This is a genomic window from Microbacterium lacusdiani, assembly GCF_054779895.1.
In genome coordinates, this window is sequence record NZ_BAAGXJ010000015.1 from 35,481 (window position 1) to 55,648 (window position 20,168).

Annotated in this window: 17 protein-coding genes; 6 read left to right on the plus strand and 11 right to left on the minus strand. The window is 73.1% G+C overall.

From position 1 onward, the window contains the following. Positions 1 to 91: 91 nt before the first annotated feature. The gene (locus tag ACYVGN_RS09380; RefSeq protein ID WP_055990163.1) at positions 92 to 352 is read left to right on the plus strand and encodes a helix-turn-helix domain-containing protein; all 261 of its coding nucleotides are present in this window, start codon (positions 92 to 94) and stop codon (positions 350 to 352) included. A gap of 33 nt (positions 353 to 385) precedes the next feature. Here ACYVGN_RS09380 and ACYVGN_RS09385 read toward each other — a convergent pair whose 3' ends face one another. Next, on the minus strand, positions 386 to 991 hold the full coding sequence (locus ACYVGN_RS09385) for a hypothetical protein (RefSeq protein ID WP_134745404.1): 606 nt from the start codon (positions 989 to 991) through the stop codon (positions 386 to 388). A gap of 155 nt (positions 992 to 1,146) precedes the next feature. Between ACYVGN_RS09385 and ACYVGN_RS09390 the strand changes: the two genes are divergently transcribed. Then, positions 1,147 to 1,608: an Rv3235 family protein gene (locus tag ACYVGN_RS09390; RefSeq protein ID WP_460790334.1), complete on the plus strand. Its 462-nt coding sequence runs from the start codon at positions 1,147 to 1,149 to the stop codon at positions 1,606 to 1,608. Positions 1,609 to 1,628: 20 nt separating this feature from the next. Here ACYVGN_RS09390 and ACYVGN_RS09395 read toward each other — a convergent pair whose 3' ends face one another. Together ACYVGN_RS09395 and secA are read right to left on the minus strand one after the other, a co-directional pair. After that, positions 1,629 to 2,888 carry a pyridoxal phosphate-dependent aminotransferase gene (locus tag ACYVGN_RS09395; RefSeq protein WP_460790336.1) on the minus strand — a complete coding sequence of 420 codons (1,260 nt, stop codon included), beginning with the start codon at positions 2,886 to 2,888 and terminating at the stop codon, positions 1,629 to 1,631. An 82-nt stretch (positions 2,889 to 2,970) separates the two neighbouring features. Continuing rightward, positions 2,971 to 5,775, minus strand: a complete 2,805-nt coding sequence (gene secA / locus ACYVGN_RS09400) for a preprotein translocase subunit SecA (RefSeq protein ID WP_460790337.1) — start codon at positions 5,773 to 5,775, stop codon at positions 2,971 to 2,973. 404 nt (positions 5,776 to 6,179) lie between these two features. Here secA and ACYVGN_RS09405 point away from each other — a divergent pair, with 404 nt between their 5' ends. Continuing rightward, on the plus strand, positions 6,180 to 7,646 hold the full coding sequence (locus tag ACYVGN_RS09405) for a stealth conserved region 3 domain-containing protein (RefSeq protein ID WP_460790339.1): 1,467 nt from the start codon (positions 6,180 to 6,182) through the stop codon (positions 7,644 to 7,646). Here the strand turns inward: ACYVGN_RS09405 and ACYVGN_RS09410 are convergent, their stop codons facing one another. The 3 genes from ACYVGN_RS09410 to ACYVGN_RS09420 are packed head-to-tail and all read right to left on the minus strand — an operon-like array spanning position 7,647 to position 11,336. Continuing rightward, entirely contained in the window at positions 7,647 to 8,591 is a 945-nt protein-coding gene (locus ACYVGN_RS09410; RefSeq protein WP_460790341.1) for a phosphodiesterase, read from the minus strand. A gap of 35 nt (positions 8,592 to 8,626) precedes the next feature. Continuing rightward, a complete protein-coding gene (locus ACYVGN_RS09415) occupies positions 8,627 to 10,768 on the minus strand; it encodes a hypothetical protein (protein ID WP_460790343.1) in 2,142 nt (713 codons plus the stop codon). Then, complete coding sequence (locus ACYVGN_RS09420; protein WP_460790344.1) at positions 10,743 to 11,336, minus strand: RNA polymerase sigma factor; 594 nt, start codon at positions 11,334 to 11,336, stop codon at positions 10,743 to 10,745. Before ACYVGN_RS09420 ends, ACYVGN_RS09415 begins: the two co-directional genes overlap by 26 nt. Positions 11,337 to 11,501: 165 nt before the next feature. Here ACYVGN_RS09420 and ACYVGN_RS09425 point away from each other — a divergent pair, with 165 nt between their 5' ends. The 3 genes from ACYVGN_RS09425 (at position 11,502) to ACYVGN_RS09435 (ending at position 14,254) form a co-directional block, all read left to right on the plus strand. Beyond that, the gene (locus tag ACYVGN_RS09425) at positions 11,502 to 12,098 is read left to right on the plus strand and encodes a PadR family transcriptional regulator (protein WP_134745397.1); all 597 of its coding nucleotides are present in this window, start codon (positions 11,502 to 11,504) and stop codon (positions 12,096 to 12,098) included. 102 nt (positions 12,099 to 12,200) lie between these two features. After that, positions 12,201 to 12,854, plus strand: coding sequence for a hypothetical protein (locus tag ACYVGN_RS09430; RefSeq protein ID WP_460790346.1), 654 nt, complete (start codon positions 12,201 to 12,203; stop codon positions 12,852 to 12,854). Between the two features lie 44 nt (positions 12,855 to 12,898). Next, positions 12,899 to 14,254 carry a hypothetical protein gene (locus ACYVGN_RS09435; RefSeq protein WP_460790347.1) on the plus strand — a complete coding sequence of 452 codons (1,356 nt, stop codon included), beginning with the start codon at positions 12,899 to 12,901 and terminating at the stop codon, positions 14,252 to 14,254. A 67-nt stretch (positions 14,255 to 14,321) separates the two neighbouring features. On the opposite strand, the gene hpf is transcribed toward ACYVGN_RS09435, so the two are convergent. The 5 genes from hpf to mtrA form a co-directional block, all read right to left on the minus strand. Beyond that, entirely contained in the window at positions 14,322 to 14,987 is a 666-nt protein-coding gene (gene hpf / locus ACYVGN_RS09440) for a ribosome hibernation-promoting factor, HPF/YfiA family (protein ID WP_134745393.1), read from the minus strand. A gap of 154 nt (positions 14,988 to 15,141) precedes the next feature. Next, a complete protein-coding gene (locus ACYVGN_RS09445; protein WP_460790349.1) occupies positions 15,142 to 15,849 on the minus strand; it encodes a ComF family protein in 708 nt (235 codons plus the stop codon). A gap of 90 nt (positions 15,850 to 15,939) precedes the next feature. Next, complete coding sequence (locus ACYVGN_RS09450) at positions 15,940 to 17,661, minus strand: LpqB family beta-propeller domain-containing protein (RefSeq protein ID WP_460790351.1); 1,722 nt, start codon at positions 17,659 to 17,661, stop codon at positions 15,940 to 15,942. Then, positions 17,658 to 19,466, minus strand: coding sequence for an MtrAB system histidine kinase MtrB (mtrB, locus tag ACYVGN_RS09455; RefSeq protein ID WP_460790353.1), 1,809 nt, complete (start codon positions 19,464 to 19,466; stop codon positions 17,658 to 17,660). The genes ACYVGN_RS09450 and mtrB overlap by 4 nt, the downstream gene beginning before the upstream one ends. A gap of 2 nt (positions 19,467 to 19,468) precedes the next feature. Next, the gene (gene mtrA / locus ACYVGN_RS09460) at positions 19,469 to 20,164 is read right to left on the minus strand and encodes an MtrAB system response regulator MtrA (protein ID WP_134745389.1); all 696 of its coding nucleotides are present in this window, start codon (positions 20,162 to 20,164) and stop codon (positions 19,469 to 19,471) included. Positions 20,165 to 20,168 lie beyond the last annotated feature (4 nt).

Genomic DNA, 20,168 nt, shown 5'->3' on the forward strand with positions numbered 1-20,168 from the left:
TCGTGGCAAATCCGCGTCACGGTCCCCGAGACTTGTCCACAGGCCCCGATTCGCCCTCACACCCGGATGCCCGGGCACCCATAATGGGGGCATGGTCGAGGATGTCGCACGCCGTCACGTGCCGCCCGCGCAGGTCGCGGAGCTGCTCGGAATCGACGTCGACGAGGTGATCGCCCTGGTCGAGGAGGGGCGCCTGCGCGGCACCCGCCTCGGCACCCCCGCGCGCTGGCGGATCGAGCACGACAGCGTCGCGGAGTACCTCGACGCCCAGGTGGAGGAGGCGCGGCGCATGGCTCTGTGGCGCCAGTCGAACGCCGCGAGCTTCCCCGAGCTCTGGGGCACGCGGGGCTGAGCCCGCGCAGAGACCCGGGCCCCCGCTGCGGCGTCAGACCACCGGCACGCCCGCCGACGCATCGATCCGCACCCAGGACACCGCGCCGAGCGGAATCATCCGGTACCCGCGCACGTCCGCGGCCCGCCGCGGTGCGCCCGCGTCGTGCAGGGCCAGGTCGATGTGGTCCGATCCGACCCGGTCGATCGTCCCGGTCAGCGTGCGCTCGGGCCCGGTGCCGACCGCCACGCCGATCCTGCGCCGGGCCAGGTCGCGGAGCGCGAGGCCGAACGTGACCCGTTCCGCGAGCCGGTCGCCGCGCTCGGCCGGGCGCGCGCAGCGCAGCAGGTCGCCGTGGCTCGCCTGGACCGCGCGGATCGCGGCGAGCGGCACGAGCAGCAGGCGGCGGCCTCCGTCGGCCTCGGGAGCGGCGAGCCAGTCGGCTCCGACCGCTGTGATGCGCGCCTCCAGCGACTCCCCTCCCGCGAGCTCCAGCGTGACGGCGTCCTCGCCGTCGTGAGCGAGGCCCGCGAGTCGCGTGCGCAGGTCGACCCGCGCCAGGCGCAGCCGCTCGGCTTCGGACTCGAGGGCCGCCCGCTCGGCCTCCCACTCGGCCGCCAGCTGGTCCTCGAGGTCGTCGAAGAATCGCTCCCATCGCACGAGCGTGAGCGTAGGCCAGCGGGCGCGCCGGCACCCACGGCTGTCCACAGCCCGGCGCCCGCAGACCTCTCCACGGACATACCTGCCGCCTCGGTGCCCCGTGCGACGCGGTGCTGGACTGGCGACTCGCCACGCACCGAGAAGAGGGGGTCTCGATGTCCCAGCCACTGCCGTCCGTGCCGCCCGTGCCAGCCGGGCGTCGCCCCACCGACCGGCCCCTGCGCAGCCTCGCCGACGTCGAGGAGCACTTCGCCCCGCAGCGCACGCCGAGCCAGAGCCTCCCCGACCCCGAGCCCCTGCTCACCGCGCTGACGCGGGGCGTGCTCGAGGTGCTGGCCGGGGTGCGCGAGCCGGAGCAGATGGCGCGGTGGCTCACGGACGAGCCGTACCGGTCGCTCGTCACGCGCGCCGGGATGGCCGTCCGGGCGCGCAGTGCGCGCCGCACGCCCGTGAGACGCCCCGTCTACGCCATCCGCTCGATCCACCACTCGTCGCCCGCGGACGGCGTGGTCGAGGGCGTGGTGATCGTCGAGACGCCCCAGCGCACCCGCGCGGTCGCCATGCGCCTCGAGGGCATCGACCGCCGCTGGCGCGCGACGAGCCTCTCGATCCTGTAAGCCCGTTCAGGCCGCGGGGCCTACTGCTTGTACGAGCTCAGGAAGTTGCCCAGCCGCTCGATCGCCTCGCCCAGCACGCGCGCCTCGGGCAGCGTGACGATGCGCAGGTGATCGGGCGTCGGCCAGTTGAAGCCCGTGCCCTGGACGAGCAGGATGTGCTCGGCCACCAGGAGGTCGTAGACGAGCTTGGCGTCGTCCCGGATGTCGTGCACCTCGGGGTCGAGGCGCGGGAACGCGTAGAGCGCCCCCTCGGGCTTCACGCACGTCACGCCCGGGATCTCGCTGAGCTTCTGCCACGCCACGTCGCGCTGCTCGTGCAGGCGACCGCTCGGCGCGATCAGGGCCTCGATCGACTGCACCCCGGTCAGCGCCGCGAGCACCGCGTGCTGCGCGGGCACGTTCGGGCACAGGCGGGTCGACGCAAGCAGCGTGATGCCCTCGATGAAGCCCTTGGCGTGATCCTGCGGGCCCGTGATCACCATCCAGCCCGAGCGGTAGCCCGCGACCCGATAGGTCTTGGACAGGCCGTTGAAGGTCAGGCACAGCAGGTCGGGGGCGACCGTGGCCGTGGGGATGTGCTCCACCCCGTCGTACAGGATCCGGTCGTAGATCTCGTCGCTGAGCAGCAGGAGCGAGTGCTCGCGGGCGATATCCGCGATGCCCTCGAGCACCTCGCGCGAGTACACGGCGCCGGTCGGGTTGTTGGGGTTGATGATCACGATCGCCTTGGTGCGCTCGGTGATCTTCGAGCGGATGTCGTCGAGATCCGGCTGCCAGCCGTTCTGCTCGTCGCACAGGTAGTGCACGGGCGTGCCGCCGGACAGGCTCGTCATGGCGGTCCACAGCGGGTAGTCGGGCGCCGGGATGAGCACCTCGTCGCCCGAGTCGAGCAGCGCCTGCATGGTCATCGTGATGAGCTCGGACACGCCGTTGCCCAGGTACACGTTCTCGGGGTCCACGCGCGGGAAGCCCGGGGTGTCCTCGTACCGGCTGACGATCGCGCGCCGGGCCGCGAGGATGCCGCGGCTCTCGCTGTAGCCGTGCGCCGTGGGCACCGCCGCGATCATGTCGCGCACGATCTGGTACGGCGCCTCGAAGCCGAACACGGCGGGGTTGCCGGTGTTGAGCTTCAGGACCGTGTGGCCTGCCGCCTCGAGCCGAGCCGCCTCGTCCAGGGCCGCGCCCCGGATCTCGTAGAGGACGTTCTTCAGCTTCGAGGACTGGTCCAGCGGGCGCAGCCGGCCCTTGCCGGGGGCGCTGGACGGGACAGGGATGGTCATCGCCCCAGGATACGGCCGGGCCGACCGGTCCACGCGCCGAGGTGTGGACCGGTCGGCCCGGCCGGAGAGATTCGCCGAGGGGCTACTTCCCCTTCTTCTGCGCGCGGCGCTGCTCTCGGTTCAGCGGCGCCTCGTCGGCCTGCGCGGCATCCGCCGCGTGCCCGAACGCGCTCGCGCCGGGACCGGCCTGGGGCGCCGTCGCCTGCGTCGCCTGCGCGGCCCGGCGCACGCGGTCCGTGGCGGCCTTCTGCACCTGGCCGCGGTCGTTGCGCACCTCGACCTCGCCCGCGTCGTTCGGAGCCGAGTACTCCAGCTGCGTGTCGGCGGGGTGCTCCGACAGGCCCTTGGCCTCGACCTCGGCCTGCTCGCCCTCGCCCACGCGACGCACCTGCACCTCGAGGTTGAAGAGGTAGCCGACGGCCTCCTCCTTGATCTGGCCCATCATGGCCTGGAACATCGAGTAGCCCTCGCGCTGGTACTCGATGAGCGGATCGCGCTGCGCCATCGCGCGCAGGCCGATGCCGTCCTTGAGGTAGTCCATCTCGTACAGGTGGTCGCGCCAGCGGCGGTCGAGCACCTGCAGCACGACGCGGCGCTCGAGCTCGCGCATCGCGGACGCGCCGAGCTGCTCCTCGCGCTTGGCATAGGCGATCCGGGCGTCGCTCAGCAGCTCGCGCTTGAGCGCGTCCGCCGTGATGCCGCCCTTGCGGCCGCCGGCCTCGGCCACGACCTCGTCGATCGTCACGCCGACCGGGTACAGGGTCTTCAGCTCGCTCCACAGGGCGTCGAAGTCCCAGCTCTCGTTGTGCCCGCCCGACGTGTGCTCGTCGATGACGGCGGTGATCGCGTCCTCGATGAAGTGCTGCACGCGGTCGGCGATGTCGTCGCCGTACAGGATGTGCCGGCGATCCGAGTAGATCGCCTCGCGCTGACGGTTGAGCACGTCGTCGTACTTGAGGACGTTCTTGCGCGCCTCGGCGTTGCGCGACTCGATCGCGGCCTGTGCGCTCTTGATGAGGTTGGAGACCAGGCGCGACTCGATCGCGACGTCGTCCGGCAGGTCCGTGCGCGCCAGCAGCGCGTCGGCGGCGCCGGACTGGAAGCGGCGCATCAGGTCGTCCTCGAGCGACAGGTAGAAGCGGCTCTCGCCCGGGTCGCCCTGACGGCCGGCGCGACCGCGCAGCTGGTTGTCGATGCGGCGCGACTCGTGGCGCTCGGTGCCGAGCACATACAGGCCGCCGACCTCGACGACCTTCTCGGCCTCGGCCGACACCTCGGCGCGGACGCGGTCGAACACGACGTTCCACTCGGCGTCGTACTCCTCCGGGTCGGTGCCGGCCGGGTCGAGGCCCTTGGCCTTCATCTCCTGCACCGCGAGGAACTCGGCGTTGCCGCCGAGCATGATGTCGGTGCCTCGGCCGGCCATGTTGGTCGCGACCGTGACGGCGCCGAGCTTGCCCGCGCGGGCGACGATCTCGGCCTCGCGCGCGTGGTTCTTCGCGTTCAGGACCTCGTGACGGATGCCCTTCTTGGCCAGCAGGCGCGAGAGGTGCTCGCTCTTCTCGACGCTCACGGTGCCGACCAGCACGGGCTGGCCCTTCTCGTGGCGCTCGGCGATGTCCTCCACGACCTGCGCGAACTTGCCCGCCTCGTTGCGGTAGACGAGGTCGCGCTGGTCCACGCGGATCATGGGCTTGTTCGTCGGGATCGGGATCACGCCGAGCTTGTAGGTCGACATGAACTCGCCGGCCTCGGTCTCGGCCGTGCCGGTCATGCCCGAGAGCTTCTCGTACAGGCGGAAGTAGTTCTGCAGCGTGACCGTGGCGAGCGTCTGGTTCTCGGCCTTGACTGGCACGCCCTCCTTGGCCTCGATCGCCTGGTGGATGCCCTCGTTGTAGCGGCGGCCGACCAGGATGCGCCCGGTGTGCTCGTCGACGATCATGACCTCGTCGTTCATGACGACGTAGTCCTGGTCGCGCTTGAACAGCGCGAGCGCCTTGATCGAGTTGTTCAGGAACGAGATGAGCGGGGTGTTCGCCGACTCGTACAGGTTGTCGATGCCGAGGTAGTCCTCGACCTTCTCGATGCCCGCTTCGAGCACGCCGACCGTGCGCTTCTTGATGTCGACCTCGTAGTCGACGCCCTCCTCGAGGGTGCGGGCGATCTTCGCGAACTCCACGAACCAGCGGTTCGCCTCGCCCGACGAGGGCCCCGAGATGATGAGGGGCGTGCGCGCCTCGTCGATCAGGATCGAGTCGACCTCGTCGACGATCGCGTAGAAGTGGCCGCGCTGGACGAGGTCCTCCTTGCGCCACGCCATGTTGTCGCGCAGGTAGTCGAACCCGAACTCGTTGTTGGTGCCGTACGTGATGTCGGCGTTGTACTGCTCGCGGCGCACGGCCGGGGTCTGGCCCGACACGATCACGCCCGTGGTCATGCCGAGCGCGCGGTACACGCGGCCCATCAGCTCGGCCTGATACGAGGCGAGGAAGTCGTTGACCGTGATGACGTGCACGCCCTTGCCCGCGATCGCGTTCAGGTAGGCGGGCAGGGTCGCGACGAGGGTCTTGCCCTCACCGGTCTTCATCTCGGCGATGTTGCCGAGGTGCAGCGCCGCGCCGCCCATGATCTGAACGTCGTACGGGCGCATGCCGAGCGTGCGCTTGGCGGCCTCGCGCACCGCCGCGAACGCCTCCGGCATCAGCTGGTCGAGGGTCTCGCCCGCCTCGAAGCGGGCGCGCAGCTCGGCGGTCTCGCCGCGCAGCTCCTCGTCGGTCAGCTGCGTGTAGTCCTCCTCGAGGGCGCCGACGGCGGCGACCACCTGCTGGAGGCGCCGGCGGACGCGTCCCTCTCCGGCGCGGAGCAGCTTCTCGAAGGGGTTGGCCACGTGACATCTCCTCGTTCGTGCGGCATCGCGCTCCAGGATGGGCGGCGCCGGGTCCCCGCCGACCGGCGGCGGGCATACGGACCCATGTTATCCGTCCGTGACCTATGCGTCGTCTGGGCGCGCGCCCCCGGTTTCGGCCCCGGTGATATGCCGGAAGCGCAGGGGTTCTACAATCACTCCACCGGCTTCTCCACGCCGGTCGCACCGCTGCCGCTCTCGAGCGCTCCCGGCGCTTCGCCGGCCCTCATCCGAGCGGCCGCCGGCCCCACGGGGCCGACGACTCGATCATTCCTGAACAGAGGTGACCGATGACGCCGCTCAGTCCTCCCCCGGCTGCCGCCGCCCCGTCCGCGGACGCATCCGCCCCCCGCCCCCTGACGACGGACACGCGGCTCTTCGCCGGCGTGCCCCATCTCATCGAGGACGCGACGCCCGCCGAGGCCGAGGCGCGCGACCTCCTGGCGCTCGCAGAGCTGCTGGAGTCGGCCGGCCTCGAGCCCTGGCTGCTGCGGCGCTCGAGCGGACGCCCGGCGCTCGCCCTGCCCGCGGAGGCGCGCGAGGCCGCCCTCGCCGCGCTGGACGCGGCCGCCGAGACCGCCCCGTGGACCGCAGCCCGGCGCGAGAAGAGCACCGCCCGCCCGCTCACCGCCGGGGCGGCGCGCGCGTTCGGCGGCGGGGACGTCGCCATCCTCTTCCGGCCGCGCACCACCGCGTCGGGCACCCTGCGCTACGGCGCGGAGCGCGGCATCCGGCTCGAGTTCTGGCGGCGCGAGGGCCGCCTGCTGCAGGCCCCGCGGCCGAACGCGCTGACCCGCCGCACGGTCGCGATCGACGACCTCGGCCTCGAGACCGTGCGCCGCTTCGGACGCGACTGGCGCACGATCGAGGGCATGTGGGATCCGCTCCCCAACGAGTTCACGGGCGAGGTCGACATCGTCTTCTCGTGGGTGGACGGCTCGTCCAACGAGTTCCAGCGCGAGCGCGCGAAGCGCATGAACGCGTACGTCGTCGGCGACGGCGACGATCACGCCGCGCGCTACCGGCAGGTCGACGAGCTGCGATACGCCCTGCGCAGCGTTCACATGTTCGCCCCGTGGATCCGCACCATCTGGATCGCGACCGACAGCCCCGCGCCGTGGTGGCTGCGCGACGACCCGCGCGTGCGGATCGTCCGGAGCGAGGAGTTCTTCGCCGACCCCTCGGTGCTCCCCACCCACAACTCGCACGCGGTAGAGGCGCAGCTGCACCGCATCCCGGGCATCGCCGAGCACTTCCTCTACTCGAACGACGACATGTTCTTCGGCCGCCCCGTGCGACCCGAGCTGTTCTTCACGGCCGCGGGGATCACGCAGTTCGTCGAGGCCGACATCCGCATCGGCGTGGGCGGAACCGACCCCTCGCGCAGCGGTCACGACAACGCCGCGCGCGTGAACCGCGAGGTGCTGCGCCGCCGCTTCGGCCGCGTCATCACGCGCGACCTGCAGCACTGCGCGACGCCCCACCGGCGCAGCGTGATGTTCGAGCTGGAGCGGGAGTTCCCCGAGGAGTTCGCCCGCACGGCGGCCGCCCGGTTCCGCAGCGCGACCGACGTGTCGGTCACGAACTCGCTTTACCACTACTACGCGCTGATGACGGGCCGGGCCCTGCCGACCACGGCGCCGCGGACCGAGTACATCCAGACCACGCTGCAGGAGTCGCTGCACCGGATGGAGCGACTGCTCGCGCGCCGCGACGCCGACATGTTCTGCCTCAACGACGGCAGCGTGCCGGAGCTGCCGGAGGAGCTGCGGGAGCGCGCGGTGCGCGACATGCTCGAGGCGTACTTCCCGGTCGCCGCGCCGTGGGAGCGGATCTCTCCCGACGAGGACTGATCAGCCGACGACGGGGATGGGCGACGTCGGCGGCGCGATGCCGTCGACGCGCGCCCGGGCCGCGGAATCCGGGATCACGACGCCCGCGTCGGTCAGACGGCGGCGCGTCTCGGCGGCCGTCGTGACCTCGGCCGGCGGGGCGGCCGTGAGCGGCACGACCGAGTGCACCACGGTCTCGTCGTACACGTGCACGAGGTTGTACGACTGGGCGGCGTCGCGCGGGCGCATGCCCCCGTCGGCGATGCCCGGGTCCTGCGTGTAGCAGGTGGCGGATGCGACCGACACGGGGATGCCCGCGAAGGTCGCCGAGGTCGAGAAGTGAACGTGTCCGGCCAGGATGGAGCGCACGTCGCTGCCGCGCAGCACGTCGGCCAGGCGCTGCTGGTCCCGCAGCTCCACGAGCGTCGCGAGGTCGAGGACGCACGGCACGGGCGGGTGGTGCATCGCCAGGATCGTGCCGTGCGGCGCGGGCACCGCGAGCTCGAGCGCCAGCCAGTCGAGCTGCGCGTCGGTGATCTCGCCGTGGTGCTGCCCCGGGACCGACGTGTCGAGCACGATGACGCGCAGCCCATCGAGGTCGTGAACGGCGTCGACCGGGGCGTCGCCCGGCTCGCCCAGCAGCTCGCGGCGGAACACGTCGCGGGAGTCGTGGTTGCCCATCACCCAGATCACGCGCGCGCCCAGGCGCTCGGCGGCCGGCTGGACGATCTCGCGCAGCCGTGCGTATGCGTCGGGCTCGCCGAGGTCGGCGAGGTCCCCCGTGAAGACCAGCGCATCCGGCCGGCCTCCGGCCGCGACCAGGTCGGTCAGCATGCGCTCCACATGGGCGGCCGCGTCGATCCCGAAGACCCCTCCCTGGGCCCTCAGGTGCGTGTCGCTCAGGTGGACGAGCAGGTGACTCGGGCGTGCGTACTCTGCGATCCGGACGTCGGGCGTGTCGGACATGGCCGCGATGCTACTCCGCCCGCGGCGGCCCGCCGTCAACACACGCTGAACGCGAGGTGAAGCGCCGGTGCCCGGACCGTTCCGCGCTCCGTCAGGCGGGAGGGCAGGCGAGGAACATCGACGACGCGGCGTTCACCCGGATCGTCGCGATCCCACCATGCGGCGAGTGCTGTGATGCCGGGCTTCGTGCCCACGCTCGTCAGCGGTGAGGAGTCGTCCGCATAGGAGTCCCACGCGGTGATCTCGCGCACCTGGTCGATGGCGGGGTCGCGCCACACGTAGATCCCGCTCATGTCCGACGGGGTCAGCGCCGGAAGACACGCGTTCGGCGCCGTGTTCCATCCGAGCTCCTGTGCGATCCGCACCGCCTCGCTCCAGGCCATCCCGAACGCGAACGGCCCGAAGCCGTCCTCGTCGATGGTCCAGCCGGTCCACTCGCCCTCCGCCGCGCCTGCGCCGGCTTCGCGGGCGGTGCACATGCCCACCACGTCGTCGGAGGCGGAGATCGGCGTCGGGGTGCGGTCGGCCGGGATGACGCGGAGGTACTGGACGGTCTCGACCTCGGCACCCCAGTAGGAGGCGTCCGTGCCCGCGACCTCGACGATCAGCTGCCCGGGGTCGCCCGCAACGACGAACAGCGTCGAGAGCCCGCCGTCGATCCGAGATGCGGACGGGTAGGCGGACTGCACGTCGGCCAGCGATGCGCCGACGCGGATGCCCTCTGGCGTGTGGATGGCCGACGACACGACGTCGATCCGCTGCACGCCGCCGTCGGCCGCGATCGCGAAGGCGGGCCCGCCGCCGCCGCCGTAGTCGCCGTCCGCCGCGTGGTACGCATCGTTCGTGCGCCAGTACGGGTGGGCGCAGCCCTCGGTCGTCTCCCTGACCATCTCGAGCCCCGGGCCGGAAACCGGCTGTCCGAGCGCGAGCGGACCGAGCCCCGCCGGCGAGATGACCAGGTCCTCCAGCGCTGGCGCGCCGGCCTGCGGCTCCTCCGACGCCGTGGGCGCCTCCTCAACCGGCGTGGCGCTGATCGTGGTGCGAACGGTCCAGTCGTCGCCGCCCGGGATCTGGTCGGCGAACGCGCCGGGGTCGCCGCCGAAGGAGCGCTCCTCGACTATGCCCACGAACCCGGTCGCGTCGTCCACTGTCATCACGGTGCGCTGCGCGGCGTCCGGCCCGAGCTGCTCGGACACGACGAGGCGCGCGATGTCCCCGTCGGCGTCGCGCTCGACCTCCGCGGCGGGGACCAGCGCGACGGCCTCGATCATGGCGGCCGCGAGGTCGTCGGGCATCTGGTTCAGCGCCAGGGCCTCGGTCATCACGCCCAGCCAGGAGCGCTCGAACGTGTCGGCACGGCTCTCGTACCACTCGAGCAGCGCCGCGGGCTCGCGCGGCAGCTCGTCCCACACGCCGTGACCGCCGTCGACCAGCGCGAGCGGGATGTAGGCGCCGTCGGCGCCCTGCGCGGCATCGCCCGTCGCGATGTCCGGCCAGGCCGCGCGGTGCTCGACGCCCGGCGCCTCGAGGTCGCGCTCGCGGCACTGCTGGAGCGCCGGCGCGGGATCGATCTGCTCGCCGAACACGTCCACCAGGCGGCAGTCGTCGCCGTACCGCCACACCCATTCGGCGTCGCCGCGCGGGTCGCTCGGGACGTACAGGGACACGGTGGCCTCCGTCACGACGGCCGCCTCGGCATCCGCCCACGACATGGCCATGGCGCCCGTGTCGACGTCCCACGGCGTCGTGTACTCGACCACGCGATCCAGCCGGAAGTACGGCGCGTCCCCGAGCGCGGGCGGCGGCGTCGGATCCGGCTTGGTCGTCTGCACCGGGCCGGTCGACCGCTCGTCGGGGGCGAGCTCGCGGAACAGGGCCACGCCGCCCACGGCCGCGGCGCCCACGGCGACCACGGCCGCGGCGCCCACGGCGACCACGGCCGCTGCGGCGAGCGCGATCTCGGCGACGCGACGGCCGCGGGTGCGGCGGGGCTCGAGGTCGGTGACGGGCGCGATGCCCTCGGTGCGACGCGTGTCGCGGTCGGGGCGCGCGAGCGGCAGGTGCGCGGGGGCGTCGGCGATCTCCGCCAGCAGGCGGTCACGCGCGGGGGCGAGGTCCTCCCGGGTGGGGGGCGGGACGTCGCGCCCGAGATCACGCACGAACGTGAGCGCGTCCATCGTTCTCCTCCTGGTCCTGGTCGCCGGCGATCGGGTCCTCCATGCGGAGCTTCCGGCGGATCCTGTTCAGCCGCGACCACACGGTGCCGACGGGCACGCCCAGGGCGGTCGCGATCTGCTCGGTCGTGAGGTCGCCCCACGCGGCGAGCAGCAGCGTGTCGCGGTCGTCGTCCGACAGCCGGCGGATGCGGGGCACGAGCGCGCGCAGCCGCGATGACGCGTCCGCGCGCTCGGCGGCGGCCTCGATGTCGCTCACGGCCGTCTCGACCGCGACGCGCGCCGACGCCTGCAGCACGCGCCAGCGCCGCGCCTCGGCGGCCCGCGACTTGTGCGCGAGGCGGGTGGCGATGCCGAACAGCCACGGCAGGGCGGACTCGTGCGAGAAGTCGAAGTCGGCCCGACGGCGGAACGCGACGAGGAACGTCTCGCTCACCACGTCGTCGCCGGCGTCCGCCCCGACGAGCCGGCGCGCGTAATGCCCGACCGCCACGGCGTGCCGGTCGAACAGCGCGGCGAACTCCTGCGGTCGCGCGAGCGACAGCCGGATGATCTCGGCATCGGTGGTCACGTGAGGTATTGCCCGTCCATGCGAATCCCCTTCACGCTCGCGATGATCCTCCGTCCCGGGCGTGTCGGGCGGCCGGGCGACGCGCCGCGATCGCATCGTTGCGCGCCGTGCTTTCCCGGTATGCATATTCTCGGACGGGGCCCGACGGCCCGGAAGGAGCTTCGGATGAGCGTGCGACAGAGCCTGCTGGCGATCCTGGATCAGGGCGCCTGCTACGGCTACCAGCTGCGCGCCGAGTTCGAGCGCCGCACCGGCTCGACCTCCCCGCTCAACGTCGGCCAGATCTACAACACGCTCGAGCGCCTCGAGCGCGACGGGCTGGTCGCGCGAGGCGAGGCGGACGAGCACGGGCACGTGTACTGGCGGATCACGGACACCGGGCGCATCGAGGCGCGCGACTGGCTGGACTCCCCCGTGCTGCGGGCGCCCGGCGCGCGCGACGAGCTGGCGATCAAGCTCGCGCTCGCGGCCACGCTGCCGGGCGTCGACGTCGGCGTGCTGATCCGGCGCCAGCGGCAGGCGACGCTCGCCCACCTGCAGCGCCTGCGCGAGCCCCGACCGGCCCCGCGGCCCGGCCCCGAGGAGCTCGCGGGCTCGCTCGTCGTGGACCACCTCGCGTTCCAGGCCGAGGCCGAGCTGCGCTGGCTCGATCACGTCGAGGAGCGCCTGGCCGCGCACCCCGACCACGCGATCGGCCTCGAGCTCGCGACCGAGCGCCCTAAGCGCGGTCGCCCCGCGAAGGCGCCGCTCGCGGTCGCCTGAGCCGGGGCCCCTCCCCGGGTGCGGTTCTCGTGCGATCGCGCGCCCGGATGCCAGGATGAGCGCAGGGGTGTCGCCCGAGCGCGACCGATCGAGGGGGAGAACATGAGCGAGCCGACTTCGCCGCACGAGCCGACGTCCACGCCGCGACACGCGGACGCCGCGCCGACCGCTTCGGCCCCGACGGACCGGGTGCCGGCGGACCGACGGCCGGTCGCCGCGTCCGCGCCGACCGCACCCGAGAAGCCGCGGAAGCGCATCGACTGGAAGCGCGTGGGCATCCTGACGGCCGTCGCCCTCGTGACGCTCGGCATCCTGTTCGTGATCGTCTACAACTTCGCGCCCGTGTGGTGGGCGCGGATCATCGGCGACTTCGCGCAGGAGGACTTCGGCCGGTCGATGCTCGTCGGGCTGATCGTGGGGTTCTGCTTCACGCTCGTGCCGCTCATGATGCTCCTGCTGCTGATGTACCGCTCCCCGGTGTGGGTCAAGGTCGTGATCGTGGTCCTGGCGGTGTTCCTGGCGGCGCCCAACCTGCTCACGCTCTGGATCGAGCTGGGCGCGTCGGGTGCGACGCACGCGGCGGACCGCATCCTGGACACGGAGGCCTTCTCGTTCGGCGGCGCCAGCATCTGGGGCGCCGTGATCGGCGGCATCGCGTTCCTGTTCTGGGCCTGGCTGTTCGTGTCGCGCCGCTTCACGAAGCGCCGGCTCGCGAACCTGAAGTCCGAGGCGTCGGAGCAGAGCCGACCCGTCTGATGGGCCGCCGCCCGCCCCGGACGCGCCGACCGTAGGATCGGACCATGGCGGGATTCTGGGGCAGGCGCAGGCGCGAGGACGAGGCGGCACGGCAGGCGCAGGACGACGACCTGGCGCGACGCGCGCGCGCCGCGCTGGTCGCCGCCGACGAGCGCATCCGCACGACGTCCGACGAGGTCGAGTTCGCCCTCGCCGAGCTCGGCGAGACGGCCACGAAGCCGCTGCGGGAGGGTCTCGAGGCCGTGCGCACGCACATGGCCGAGGCGTTCCACCTGCACCAGCTGAACCACGACGAGATCCCCGACACGGCCGAGGAGCTGCGCACCCGCAACGCGCGGATCGTGCAGCTGTGCGACTGGGCCGAGGACGTGCTCGACGAGCGCACCGAGGCGCTGCGGGAGAAGATCGCTCTCGTGCGCCAGGCGCCCAAGATCATCGACGGGATCCGATCGGACGTCGAGCGCCTGCGCGCCCGCCTGCCGCAGGCGCGCGAGACCGTGGACAGGCTCGCCGGCCGGTACAGCCAGGCCGCCCTGCACCGCGTCGCGGCGAATCCCGCCGAGGCCGAGCAGCTGCTGGACTTCGCGCTGCACAGCGCCGACATCTCGGTGCGGCGTCGCGAGGCCCGCCGGCTCGAGGAGGCGAACGTGGCCCTCGAGACGGCCACGGAGGCCGTGCGCCGTGCCGGGACCATCCTGGACGCCGTCGAGGACTTCGAGATCGAGGCGCTGCGGGCGCAGTCCACGCTCGCCGACGTGATCGCGGACTCCCGCGAGGACATCGTCGCCGCCCGCCCGTTCACGCAGAGCGGCGCGCCGCACGCTTCCGAGGTGTCCGCGGCGGTCGCCCGCCTCGAGGCCGCGCTCGCGGCTCTGCCCGGCCCCGGCACACCGAGCGACCCGTTCGAGGATCTGGCGACGCTGCGCGAGGCCAACGCCGCGCTGGACGCCGCTGTCGACAAGGCGCGTGAGCGCGCCTCCCGGCCCGTGCCCCCGCTCGATCACGTCCGCCACGCCGTCGAGGCCGCCGACCACGCGATCGCGGTCGCACGCAGCGTGATCGACGGACACCGCGGCTGGATCGGCGCCGATGCGCGCACCCGCCTCGTGGAGGCGCAGCGCCTGCGTCCCGAGATCGACCCGCTCGTCGTGCCCGAGGACACCCGCGAGCAGGCGCTCGTGCTCGCCCGGCGCGTCCAGCAGCTGGCCGGCGAGGCCCTGCAGGCCGCGCAGCGCGACATCGACTCGGGTCGCCCCGACGGCGACGACTGGGGCGGCTACGGCGGTTTCGGCGGCGGACGCCGCCGCCCGCGCTCCGGCTTCGGCGGGGGCGGCGACCTCCTGGGTCCCGTGCTCGGCGGCGTCCTGCTCGGCGGCCTGATGGGCGACATGTTCGACTGAGGCGCGACGCGACGAGGGCCCGGTCCGCAGACCGAGCCCTCATCGTCCCCTCCCTGGGTCCGCGCGCCTATGAGGCGAGCGCCTCCTCCTCCGGCGGCGCCGTGGCGGTGAGCGAGATCACGCCGTAGTCCCAGCCGCGGCGGCGGTACACGACGCTCGGGTGGTCTGTGCGCGCGTCGATGAACAGGAAGAAGTCGTGGCCGACCAGCTCCATGCGGTCCACGGCCTCCTCGACCGTCATCCACTCGGGCTCGAAGGTCTTGGTGCGGATGACGACCGGGTTGTAGTCCTCCTCGTCCTCCCCCTCCTCGACGACCGGCACCTCGCCCGTCGTGACGGCGCGGATGACGTCGGCCGGGGCCGGCTGGACGTCGATCCCCTCGAGCGCTCCCGAGCCCTTCTCGTAGTGGGCGCCGCGCGGGTGCAGGCGGCCCGCCACGCGCTTGTCCTTGGCGCGGCGCAGCTGCTCGGCGAGCTTGTCGAGCGCGATGTCGAGGGCGGCGAACTTGTCCCCCGCGCAGGCCTCGGCGCGGACGACCGGGCCCTTGCCGACGACCGTCAGCTCGACCACGTCGTCCTCCAGGCGGCCGTTGCGGTGGGCCTGGTGGGTGACCTTGACCTCGAGACGGAGCGCGCGCGGCGCGAGACCGGCGATCCTCGCGATCTTCTCTTCGACCACGGATCGGAAGCGCTCGGTGATCCCGACGCCGACTCCGGAGATGTGCGTTTCCATCGTGCCTCCCTGTCCGGTCCGCCCGGTCACCGGCACCTGTCCGGTAGCGCGGACCTCGGTCGATCCCCGAGGCGCACCTCGGGTCTGTGATGCCCTACCGTAGACCCCCTTCGGGCAAGTGTCACGCACTATTTGCCGTCAGGCCGGATCCCATTCACCGGGATGTGTCAGGGGAATCCGGAAGCCGCCGCGCGCGGGTCCGGACGCCCGTGAGCGGCGTGGCGGCGACGACCGCCGCGCCGACGACCCGCGCCCCGGCGGCCTCCAGCGCGCGACGCGCCTCCTGGAGGGTCGCACCGGTCGTGACGACGTCGTCGACGAGCACGACGTCGAGCCCCGCGGTGCCCTCGCGGGCGCGCATGCTCCCCGCCACGTTGCTCGCCCGATCAGCGCGGCCGAGGATCCGCTGGTCCCGCGTGGCCCGCGCGACCCGCAGCAGGCGCGCGGTCCGCACGCCCGCGCGGCGAGCCAGCAGCTCGGGGACGCGATAGCCGCGCCGCCGCATGGCCGCCGCCGAGGTCGGCACGGGCACCGCGAGCACCGGCGAGGCGGCCGATGCGACCGCCTCGCGCAGCGCCTCGCGCAGCGCCGGGGCGAGGGCCCGCGCGGCGTCGGAGCGGCCGCGCTCCTTGAGCGCTCGCACCGCGCTCGCGCACGGCCCGTCGAACGCCAGCCCCGCCCATACCGTCAGCCCCGCCAGCTCCCTGCTCCGGGGCGCCGGCCGCAGCTGGTCGGCGCACGGCGGGCACAGTGCGATCCCGCCGGTGCCGCACCCGGCGCACGAGACCGGCAGGAGCAGCGTGAGCGCCCCCGCGAGCGCGTCGCGGAGGCCCGGCGGGAGCCGCTCCCGGAAGCCGTCCATGACTCGAGGATGTCCGGCGCGGAGCGCGCCGGATGAGCCCCCCTGTCCGGTTCGGAGAGCCGCCGGCGAGGTCGCGCTGGGGACGAGCGGTCAGCCCGTGCGCGGCGGCGTGCCCATCTGAGTGGCGAGCACCTGGACATCGGCCCCGGTCTGCTGCCACGACGAGCCCCGACGCATGTACATCACTCCCTCCTCCGTCAGCAGCCGCACGGAGGAGTCCTGCGTCCCGAAGGCGATCGACGCGGTGCCGGCCGGCGCGTCGGACACCTCGGCGGGGCCGCCGATCTGCTGTTCGACCACGCGCCAGGTCTCGCCGTCGCTCGTGACCACGCCGATGCGCGCGTCCTCGATCCAGGCGACCGCGACCCCCGCCTGCGCGAGCTCGGTGACCCGCATGGCGGGGCCGAGCCCGGCGGGGTTGCCCGAGCGGTCCCGACGCACGCTGGCCACGACCGCGAGGTGCTGGCCGCCCGTGGTGACGAGCGCCGCGATCCGCGACCCGTCGCGCGACATGGCCCAGGCGCGCACGGCGTCGGCCTCGGGCCACGCCCCCTCGATCGCGAAGGGCTCCAGGTCGGCGTTCCACGCGGTCACCTCGCCGGGGCTGCGGCCCACGACCGTCCAGACGTACCCGAACGGGTCGATGAGGGGCTCGATCTGGCCGCCGCGTTCGTCGACCGTGTCGACGTTGCCGTCGGAGGTCACGCGCGACACCAGGCCGGTGCCGAGCTTGACCGCCGCGACCTGCTGGTCCGGCGAGACCGAGATCGCCTCGATGTCGGCGGGGATGTCGAGCAGGGTGGGGCTCAGTCCGTCGATGGGGGTGAGCTCGGATCCCGACAGGAAGCCGAACTCGTCCTCGCGCAGCACGAGGGCGCGGGAGTCCGGCCGCGTCTGCGACACGGGCACGGGCTCGACATCGACGGGCCGCGTGTCGCTGCCGGTCGTGAGCCGCACGCTCTGCACGCCCGTGTTCGCCAGACTCGCGTCGAGCTGCGCGAGCATCCGCCCGAGGGCCGTGGCGTCGGCGCCGGCGGCCACCGAGTTCAGCTCGACGTGCGCCACCTGATCGGTGTCGACGGGCACGGCGTCGGTCTGCAGGTCGATGTCCTGCGCGAAAGCGCTGGCCACCGAGCCCGCGAGCCACGGGCTGGGCGCGCCGTCCACGAGCTCCCGGACGATGGACGTCGCGGTGTTGCCGCTGGTCGGGAACCACCGGACATCCGGCACCAGGAAGCGCCACGTCGGGTCGAAGTACGCCAGCGGGTGCGGGTTGAACACCACGGGGAAGTTCTGGCGGTCGAGCACGACGCCGTCGGGCGCCTCGACGATGCGCCACTCGCCGTCCTCGCGCTGCGCCACGCGGAACTGCAGGTCGACCGAGCCGGATGCCGACGTCGTGTATGTGCCGTGCTCGTCCACGGTCGCGGTGGGCGCGACCGTCATGGTCACGAGACCGGTCTCCTCGTCCACCTGGGTGCGCCGCGCGTCGGCGGCATCGACCGTGACGCCCGCCTCGGGCCGCCAGGTCGCCGCGAGGTCCCTCGAGAGGAACAGCCGCGCGGTCTCCCATCCGTCGACCGGCGAGAGCGCGGCCTCGATGAAGCCCGTCACGATCTGCTCGGGCGTGGCGCCCGCCGTCGGCGCGAGCGGGAAGAACTGGGTGTCGGGCTCCTCCGGCGCCGCCCCGGGGACCAGGCCCGCGGTCACCTCGCCCGACGTCGGCAGGCCCGTGCATCCCGTCAGCGCCACGGCGAGCGCGAGCAGCAGGAGCCGCGCGCGCCCCCGGCGCGTGGTGTTCCGCCCGGTCATGACCGCTCCCCTCCGTCGTCCTGGGGCCCGTCGTGGGACCCGCCGCCCGGCTCGTCGCCGTGGCGCCGCGCCTCCGGCGCGCCCCGCTCCGCCACGCCGTCGAGCTCGCGCAGGTCGCGCAGCTGCCCGACGTCGTCGAGCTCCTCCACCTCGGAGGGATCGAGCGTCAGGATCGGCTGGGTCGCTCCGAGCGCCGCCGACAGAGACTCCTCCGACGGCTCCAGCGGGACGGGCGACGGACCGTCCAGGCGGCCGTCGCGCCGCGGCAGCGTCAGCACGAAGTTCGTGCCGGCGCCCAGCTGCGACCACACCTCGAGCGTGCCGCCGTGCAGCTTGGCGTCGCCGAGCGCGATCGACAGCCCGAGGCCCGTGCCGCCGAGCGTGCGCTTGCGCGACGGATCCGCGCGCCAGAACCGGTCGAACACGCGCTCGGCGTCGGCGGCCGACATGCCCATGCCGTAGTCCCGCACGCCCACGGCGACCGCGTGCGGATTGCTGTCCACCGTGACCACGATGGGGCGTCCCTCGCCGTGCTCGATCGCGTTGCCCAGCAGGTTCCGCAGGATGCGCCGCACGCGGCGCGGATCCATGTCGACCGGCGAGTAGCCGCCGGGGGCCACGAACCGCAGCTCGGTCCCGTGCTGCTCGGCCACCTGACGCATGGACTCGATCACGTCCTCCGCCAGGTGCGCGAGGCTCGTGGCCTCGAGCTCGAGCTGGACGGAGCCCGCGTCGTACCGGCTGATCTCGAGCAGGTCGGTGAGCAGCCCCTCGAACCGCGCGACCTGCGCGTGCAGGAGCTCCGCGGCGCGCGCGGTGGCCTGGTCGAACTCGCCCCGGCGGTCGTGGATGATCGAGGCCGCCAGGCGGATCGTCGTCAGGGGCGTGCGCAGCTCGTGCGAGACGTCGGACACGAAGCGCTGCTGCACGAGCGACAGGTCCGCCAGCTCCTGGATCTGCGATTCGATGCTGTCCGCCATGGCGTTGAACGAGCGGCCGAGCGTGGCGAGCTCGTCTTCGCCGTGCACGGGGATCCGCACCTTGAGGTCTCCCGCCGCGAGTCGCGCGCTCGTGGCGGAGGCCTCCACGATGGGGATGGACAGCGCGCGCATCACGAGCCACAGGATCGCGACGACGATCAGCACCATCGCAACGCCCGACCCCCACAGCGTGCGCTGGACGAACTCGAGGGTCTCGGCCTCCTCCGCGAGGTCGTACGCCAGGTACAGCTCGTACGCCCCGACGCCGGGAACGCGCAGCTGCTGGCCGACGAGGATGCCCGCGAGCACGTCGCCCTCGGCGTCCTGCAGACCGATCGACTGCCACCACTGGCGCTCGTCCCCGTTCTCGCGCACCAGCTCGCGCAGCCCGGGCGAGACGGCCTCGGCCGCCAGCCCCCCCAGTCCGAAGTCGGGCGGCGCGAGCGGCACGGGCTCGTCCTCGATGCGGAAGCCGGCGATCAGGTCCGTGGTCGCGAGCCGCGCGATGTCGTCGATCGTGGCGCTCCACAGCTGCTGCATCTGGGCGCGGCTGGTCGCCAGCTCCGACGCGTCGAGCGTCGCCTGGGCGTCCTGCACGGCGCGCTGCGCATCGCTGAGCACCTCGTCGCGCCGGTTCTGGAACAGGTCGTTCTGGATCGCCAGCGCCATCCAGAGACACGCGACCGTGATCGTGATGGCGGTCAGCGCCGTCGTGATGAGGATCGTGCGGAACTGCAGGGAGCGCGTCCAGAGCTGCAGCAGCCGGGCGGGCCAGGTGCGCGGCGAACGCCACGCGAACAGCGCCGGTGCCGCTGCGCCCGGCATGACTAGGACGCGGCGGCGCCGGTGACGGCGCCGGCGCGGTAGCCGACGCCCCGCACCGTGGTGACGATCTTGGGGTTGTCGGGGTCGAGCTCGATCTTGGCGCGCAGGCGCTGCACGTGCACGTTCACGAGCCGGGTGTCGGCCTTGTAGTGGTAGCCCCACACCTGCTCGAGCAGCTCCTCGCGCGAGAACACCTGCTGCGGCTTGGACGCCAGCGCCACGAGCAGCTCGAACTCGAGCGGGGTCAGGGCGATCGCGGTCTGGCCGCGGCGCACCTCGTGAGCGGCCACGTCGACCGTGAGGTCGCCGATCCGCAGGATGGCGCTCGACGCCTCGGGCGTCGGCCGCAGGCGCGTGCGGATGCGCGCGACCAGCTCCTTGGGGTTGAACGGCTTGACGATGTAGTCGTCCGCGCCGGCCTCGAGCCCGTTGACCACGTCGGCGGTGTCGGCGCGCGCGGTCAGCATGATGATCGGCACGCCCGACTCGGCACGGATCTCGGTGCAGATCTCGATGCCGTCCTTGCCGGGCAGCATCAGGTCGAGCAGCACGAGGTCCGGACGCTCCTGCCGCCACATGTCGACGGCGAGCTCGCCGTCGGCGCAGAACAGCGTCTCAAAGCCCTCCGTGCGCAGCACGATGCCGATCATCTCGGCGAGGGCGGTGTCATCGTCGACGACCAGGATGCGGGCGGTCATGGAG

Excerpts from the sequence above, each read along its gene's own strand:
- ACYVGN_RS09380 (WP_055990163.1), top strand. The coding sequence starts at position 92 with ATGGTCGAGGATGTCGCACGCCGTCACGTGCCGCCCGCGCAGGTCGCG.
- ACYVGN_RS09390 (WP_460790334.1), top strand. The coding sequence starts at position 1,147 with ATGTCCCAGCCACTGCCGTCCGTGCCGCCCGTGCCAGCCGGGCGTCGC.
- ACYVGN_RS09395 (WP_460790336.1), bottom strand. The coding sequence starts at position 2,888 with ATGACCATCCCTGTCCCGTCCAGCGCCCCCGGCAAGGGCCGGCTGCGC.
- ACYVGN_RS09410 (WP_460790341.1), bottom strand. The coding sequence starts at position 8,591 with ATGTCCGACACGCCCGACGTCCGGATCGCAGAGTACGCACGCCCGAGT.
- ACYVGN_RS09415 (WP_460790343.1), bottom strand. The coding sequence starts at position 10,768 with ATGGACGCGCTCACGTTCGTGCGTGATCTCGGGCGCGACGTCCCGCCC.
- ACYVGN_RS09425 (WP_134745397.1), top strand. The coding sequence starts at position 11,502 with ATGAGCGTGCGACAGAGCCTGCTGGCGATCCTGGATCAGGGCGCCTGC.
- ACYVGN_RS09430 (WP_460790346.1), top strand. The coding sequence starts at position 12,201 with ATGAGCGAGCCGACTTCGCCGCACGAGCCGACGTCCACGCCGCGACAC.
- ACYVGN_RS09435 (WP_460790347.1), top strand. The coding sequence starts at position 12,899 with ATGGCGGGATTCTGGGGCAGGCGCAGGCGCGAGGACGAGGCGGCACGG.
- hpf (WP_134745393.1), bottom strand. The coding sequence starts at position 14,987 with ATGGAAACGCACATCTCCGGAGTCGGCGTCGGGATCACCGAGCGCTTC.
- ACYVGN_RS09445 (WP_460790349.1), bottom strand. The coding sequence starts at position 15,849 with ATGGACGGCTTCCGGGAGCGGCTCCCGCCGGGCCTCCGCGACGCGCTC.
- ACYVGN_RS09450 (WP_460790351.1), bottom strand. The coding sequence starts at position 17,661 with ATGACCGGGCGGAACACCACGCGCCGGGGGCGCGCGCGGCTCCTGCTG.
- mtrB (WP_460790353.1), bottom strand. The coding sequence starts at position 19,466 with ATGCCGGGCGCAGCGGCACCGGCGCTGTTCGCGTGGCGTTCGCCGCGC.
- mtrA (WP_134745389.1), bottom strand. The coding sequence starts at position 20,164 with ATGACCGCCCGCATCCTGGTCGTCGACGATGACACCGCCCTCGCCGAG.